The organism is Pseudomonadota bacterium (assembly GCA_022361155.1).
Classification (GTDB): Bacteria; Myxococcota_A; Polyangia; order Polyangiales; family JAKSBK01; genus JAKSBK01.
This window is the reverse complement of sequence record JAKSBK010000096.1, coordinates 1-5,149: the sequence shown is the minus strand read 5'-3', so window position 1 is coordinate 5,149 and position 5,149 is coordinate 1. Positions and strand designations below refer to the sequence as shown.

The following is a 5,149-nucleotide window of genomic DNA, read 5'->3' as shown; positions in this document are numbered from 1 at the left end:
GAGACGGAGCGGTGAGAGATGACGATGCGCCGGACTGGCTCCCCGACCTCATGGAGTGCGACTGGAATCGCTACCAAGAGACGATCGATCGCGCCTACGCCATCTTTTGGCGGGACTTTGGAGCGGCGGCAGCCCGGCCCGCGTTTCGCGGCAAGCGAATGGGCCTCAAGCGACACCCCGAGTTGGACGGCAAGAGCGCAACCTTCTGGCACTTCGTCACCGAGGGCAGCACTGAGGAAGATCGACACCCCGTCCGAGAGCGTCTCGAGCGCATCGCCTGGCCCAAGGCGATCTTGGTCGAAGCGACAAGGAGCCCGTCTCGAGTGCTCATCTGGGGCAATGAGCGGCGACGGTCCACCCACGCGAAGTCAATGCGCTGGGTCGTCTCCCTCGAAGACTTCAGCTACGTGGTCGTGGTGGACGAGCGCGAGGATTACGTTCTCCCGTGGACTGCATACCCGGTGGGAGACGACCACCGGCGAAGAAAACTCAGGAAGGAATACGATGGCTGGACGAAGGCCCAAAAAGGCTAAGGCCGCCTTCCTGGGGAACGCGGCCTCGTTACTCCTTCCACGCATGGTGGATGAGCTGTCTTTATGTCTAGCGCCGATGGCCCGATTCGTCAACGGCGCGACCGGGCGCGAAGCAAGGCTTGCTGCACCCCGCATGGCCGAAGTGCCTGGAACTAGGGCTTCTTTCTTGCCCTTGGCGGCGCGCAAGTCATGGGTTTTCCGGCTGCCGAACCCCGGTCAACCATTTGATGCCATCGAATGGTTGCTCGGAGCAAGGCGGACGAAGAGGACCACGCGTCATGGATGTTGGAGGGAGACAGGATGAGCAGCCCGTTCACCGAATCGGTCGTCGAGGAAGCCGCCCTCGAGTGGTTCGGCGAGCTCGGCTACCAGGTCGTGCACGGGCCGGAGATCGCTCCCGCTGAGCCTGCTGCAGAGCGTGAGAGTTTCGAGCAGGTGATCTTGCTCGGCAGGCTACGCGATGCGGGCGCACGATTGAATCCCGACATTCCCGCCGAGGCCGTTGAGGAAGCGATTCGCAAGATCACACGAGTTGACTCGCCCTGGCTCGCCGATCTGAACCATGCGGTCCACTATCAGCTCGTCAACGGCGTTAACGTCGAGTACTTCCGGCCGGACGGCTCCATCGCCGGCGATCAGGTTCGCCTGATCGACTTTGACGATCCGGACAGGAACGACTGGCTGGTGGTCAACCAGTTCACGGTCACCGAGTCAGGACACACGCGACGGCCGGATGTGGTGGTGTTCGTCAACGGGCTTCCCATGGGGCTCATTCGCCCGAAAGGCATGGGTCGTCTACGCGAAGAAGCCTTTCCGCCGCGTCGATCACGTCCTCAAGTACCTCGGCCGCTACACCCACCGGGTCGCCATCTCCAACAGCTGCCTCGTGGACGTCAGCGAGGAGTCGGTCACCTTTCGTACGAAGAACGGCAAGCTCGCGAGCCTCTCCCCTGTCGAGTTTCTCCGCCGCTTCCTGCAGCACGTCCTTCCCGACGGCTTCCACAAGATTCGCCACTACGGCCTGTACGCCGGCGCCGCCGAGGACGCACGACACAACGCCCACCGAGTGCTCGCGCCGGACGCATCGACCGCGACGAGTGTCCTTGTCGGCCAAGCCCCATGGGCCGACAAGCTCCGCGACCTCACCGGACGCGACATCGCGCGATGTCCTCGCTGCGGCGACGACCTCCTCTTTCGACCCGTCCCCGCAACGCTTGGTCGCGCACCACCGGAGGCGATGCTTGTCGCTGCATGAATCCGATTCCCTCTCTTCCTTTGCGACCTATGCCGTCGTTTTCGCACCGGTCCGTCACGACCACCACTGCCCACCCCTGCCGGACCATGAACGCGCCTTGCTGCCTCGCGCAACGCCCCTCTCGAACGCGAGATCGGCTCGTCCTTGGGGGCCCCTACACACGATCGTCACCCAGCGTCCCGCAATGACGTCCGACAAATGCCCATAGCGTGACTTGATCACGCCTCGGCGCCCGCCGCTCCGGGCTCGTTCAACACGGCGTTTCTCCGGCGGACCTGACACAGCGTGCCGAGGCTTCAGGCCCGCTCGGCGTCGTCGCCGAAGAAACGCTCATCGTTCTCCGTCGAGACTCTCCGTCGAAAACCCATAGGTTGCGGCGGTGCCTCCGAGACGAACGTCATCTTGGGACCCTAAGCGATCGCTGCACTGGTTCTCGGTTGACATGAGGAGGCGGCACTTCGGGTGTCACTGCCCGCCAGTGGCCGCCTGCTGCAACACCGCGCGCTTCCATCCAGCACACGAGACGTGCTACAGGCCACGCATTGGGTGCGTCGCGAGAGATGAACCAGGCATCGGATGATGGCGAAGAAGCGAGCTGGCAGACCCAGGACAAAGACCCCACACGCCCGCGAAGAGCAGCTTCACGAGGCGCTTTCCTCTGCGTTGTCGCGAGAGGAGCGCGAGCGTGTCCTGGCATGTGCGCTGTTCGCCCTCGATGAGGCAGGGCTGGAACGTCTCACCAAAGGGCTCGGCTCCGAGACGGGACCAGCGGTGCGCGCCGTGCTCCAATCGTCCGTTGGAACAAGCCCAGAGCGGGGTCCCAGCAAGGCCAGGGTCAAGCAGGACTGGGACGAGGCTTGGGGGGAGTGGGAAGGACGGGTGGCTGAGGCAAGCTATGAAGAGGGTGACTACGTCCAGCAGGACGAGCATTGGGAGCCACCGTACCTGGACACCTACACGCTCACGAAGGACCTCGAAGCGATCGCAGCCAGGGTGCGTCCCCTCATCCCTCGCATCTTGGACGACCAGCTCGACCCCGACTTCAGCTTCGCCGCAACGCTCTTGCAGGCGGCTCAGGAGGTTGGCTCCGGTCTACCCGAGTGGATGGAAGGCTGGGAACCTCTGGACTTCGGCCCCCAGGTAACCACCGGCCTGCTCGAATGGGAGTGGCGTGTGGCACAGCAGAGGGGCCTCGCTGCGTTTCGTATCCTGGAAGGGATCCGCGAATTGGACGCCTCGCTGGAGGACGCCGGCCTCGACGACGAGGCCATCGGTCGTTTCGTTCTCGCCCTCGACGAGGTCGACCAGAAAGGAATCCTGCAAGGTATCGATGCGCATCGGTCGAAGGGGCCCTGGGACGTGCTGTTGGAGCACGTGCATTCTGGTTGGTTCCGCATGTACCAGGAACTCGCCAGGAAGTGGGAGCCTCCCCTGTTCGAGGCCACGAGCCTGGCAAACATCGCCAACGACTGGAGGCTCGCCCTGCCGCTGGTGAAGACGCGCCTCAAGAAGAAGCAGTTCGTGGAGGCGCTCACCCTCATCGACGAGGCCGTGCGGACGCTGTTGCGTCTGAAGCCGGGGGAGAGCTGGGATCCGCGTGAGGGCCTTCTGGTCCGGCACTGCGAGGTTAGGCACCGCATCGACGGTAATGACGCCCGCGTTCGCCTCCTCAAGGCATGGCAGAAGGCAGCCGCCGGGCTCGGAAGAGAGGATCTCTCGTGCGCCTTGGAGCTTCAGTCGACCATCGCCGCCAAATGGGAGGACTGGGATGCGGTGCTGGGAGCCTTCCAGCGCTTGGAGCAGCCCCGGTTCAAGGCGATGTGCGATCTGCTCTTCGGAGAGTGGCGAACTCTCGTAGCGGAGAGCAGCGTTCGAGTAGGCTGGGACGGCGACGAGCAACGTGAGCTCGGATGGCTCCACGCCCTGGCCGACGCCGCCCGGGTCGGGAACGACAACGAGTCCTTCCACCGCTCGGTGCGGAGCTGGCTGCAGTCCGTTGCAAGCGCGCCAGACCTCCTTGAAAGAGCGCGCTACTCGCTGACCACGCTGACCCTTGACCTGGATCACGACGGAGAGCTGAAGCGTACGACGCCGACACTGCGCCGGCTGCTGTCCCATGATCAGGACAGAACCCGACGGCTGGACCGCGCACGTCGCCAGTGGATTCTGCGCCTGCGAGGAAAGGAACTGTTCCCAGAGGTTATCGAGTTCTGGAGGCGCAACACGGCCCGCCTGGTGCCGGATCCCGCACAGGTCCACGGGTCGAACTACGACGACTGCGCCGACTGGATGGTCGCGCTGCGCGAGCTGAACCCCGAGTCCTATGCGACCGTGGTGCACTCGTGGTCAGACACCCACAAGCGCCGGCGCAACCTCTGGCGGGCCTTTGATGAGCGGGGGCTGCACCGTTCTGAGTGATGGCTCGGCGACGCAAACGGAAGAAGGTTCTTTCTCCCCAGCGCAAGCGAATGAAGCGTGAGGCGCGCTTGCAGTCAGCAGGTCCCTGGATCCCCACCTACACCGGGAAGAACCTGGTACGTGGCTACGCGCGCTGGTTCGGCGTAGATCTCCTCTGCGCGGTCAAGGAACTGCGAACGCTCGGTGTGGAGGTCTCGGCCGACTATGAGGGGAGGCTGCAGGCCACCATGCAGGCGAAACAGTCCAAGAGGCGGCCAGTGCCACAAGCCGAGCAGGAACCGTGGCCTTTCGAGTGCGACGAGTTCCACGCTTTCGTCGCGGGCTATACCTCGGGTGGCTTCTCCTACGGGATCACCTGGGAGGAATGGGAGAGCATGGAAGCAGCCGAGCGCGGCCAGGCGACCGACGGGTGCAGGTAGCTGCCTTTATGAGGGGCTGCGAGGTGTGGTGCCACGTGCCCCTCGGCGCCACAGTCGGGCGAGTATCGCCAGGTAGAGGCGTGTCGAGCAGCGGATCGAGGCCAGGTCGGACCATACCAGACATCCTCACGGCCTCCTCGATGTCTTCCGGCAGCCATTCAACGGGGCCATGCTCGACGCCGCCCCCGCAAAGCTGTCTCTGCAGGTCGAAGACCATGTCCAGAGTTCGCACGAGCCCGGCCAGGATCGCGCCCGTCGTCCACAGCTTGCTGGCCACCTCGGAGATCCAGTCGAGGGTCTCGGCTGAGGTTCGGCAATCGTAGAGATTCACCTCGTAGGAGCCGTCCTCCAAATCGACCGTTAGCTCCCCTGCAATTGAGCCGCCACGGGTTGCTCTCGCCGGCCAGGGTGGTCGTTGAAGCGTTGCATGAGCTCCTCGCCCGACAGGTCATCTGCCCGCTTCCCGGACAGATCCGTTGCCATGAGGTCCTATCTCCACCCTCGCGCCCAGTGGCGGCACGCCT

The 5,149-nt window shown here is 64.1% G+C and carries 3 protein-coding genes and 2 pseudogenes; all 5 read left to right on the top strand.

Going from position 1 to position 5,149, the window contains the following annotated elements; genetic code table 11:
• Positions 1-533, top strand: a 533-nt coding sequence (locus MJD61_03255) for a hypothetical protein (protein ID MCG8554292.1), incomplete at its 5' end; no start/stop codon positions are given.
• A 300-nt stretch (positions 534-833) separates the two neighbouring features.
• Positions 834-1,247 (top strand): annotated as a pseudogene (locus MJD61_03250) (type I restriction endonuclease).
• A 73-nt stretch (positions 1,248-1,320) separates the two neighbouring features.
• Positions 1,321-1,563: pseudogene (locus MJD61_03245) on the top strand (transposase).
• An 801-nt stretch (positions 1,564-2,364) separates the two neighbouring features.
• Positions 2,365-4,206, top strand: a complete 1,842-nt coding sequence (locus MJD61_03240) for a hypothetical protein (protein ID MCG8554291.1) — start codon at positions 2,365-2,367, stop codon at positions 4,204-4,206.
• The gene (locus tag MJD61_03235; protein ID MCG8554290.1) at positions 4,206-4,625 is read left to right on the top strand and encodes a hypothetical protein; all 420 of its coding nucleotides are present in this window, start codon (positions 4,206-4,208) and stop codon (positions 4,623-4,625) included. Before MJD61_03240 ends, MJD61_03235 begins: the two co-directional genes overlap by 1 nt.
• Positions 4,626-5,149: the final 524 nt, after the last annotated feature.

Excerpts from the sequence above, each read along its gene's own strand:
- MJD61_03240 (MCG8554291.1), top strand. The coding sequence starts at position 2,365 with ATGATGGCGAAGAAGCGAGCTGGCAGACCCAGGACAAAGACCCCACAC.
- MJD61_03235 (MCG8554290.1), top strand. The coding sequence starts at position 4,206 with ATGGCTCGGCGACGCAAACGGAAGAAGGTTCTTTCTCCCCAGCGCAAG.